Below are 645 nucleotides of genomic sequence, written 5' to 3'. Positions count from 1 at the left end.
CCACCACCGCCGCCGAAGCCCCCACCACCGAAGATGATGGGCGGGACGAAGCCACCCCCGAAGCCGCCACGGTTGCGGCCGCCGCCCCCGCCGCGGTTGCGCAGCATGGTGAACACGATGATGAGCACGATGATAATAACCCAGAAGGGCAGGCCCGAGCCGGAGCTGTCGCGCCGCCCCTGGGGCCGGGCATCGGCCGGGTCGGCTTTGTATTCGCCTTTGGCGAGGGCAATGAGCTGGTCGGTGCCGCGGTCGAGGCCGGCGTAGTACTGATTTTGCTGGAAGGCGGGCACCAGCGTGTTGCTGATGATGCGCTTGGCCAGGGCGTCGGGCACGGCGCCTTCGAGGCCGTAGCCGGTCTGGATACGGGCCTGATGCTCCTGCTTGGCCACCAGCACCAGAATGCCGTTGTTCTTGCCCTTGCGGCCGATGCCCCAGCTTTCGTAGAGCTGCTGGGCGTAGTCGGCAATGTTGTTGCCGTCGAGGCTGTTCACCGTGACGACGGCAATCTGCGACGACGTGCTGTCGTCGTAGGCCACGAGCTTGCGCTCCAGCGCGTCGGCTTCGGTGGGCTGCATCAGCCCGGCCAGGTCGTTGACGAGGCGGGGCGGGTTGGGGCGCGGGGGCAGGGTTTGGGCCGCGGCG

The 645-nt window shown here is 68.2% G+C and carries 1 protein-coding gene; it reads right to left on the bottom strand.

Features of this window, described 5'->3' with window-relative positions:
- Positions 1 to 645: TPM domain-containing protein (locus ACYVDE_RS25375; RefSeq protein WP_460504287.1), on the bottom strand; the 645-nt coding region annotated here is incomplete at both ends.

The organism is Hymenobacter agri (assembly GCF_054778495.1).
The sequence above is the reverse complement of the archived record's forward strand: the minus strand, read 5'-3'. Positions and strand labels throughout refer to the sequence as shown.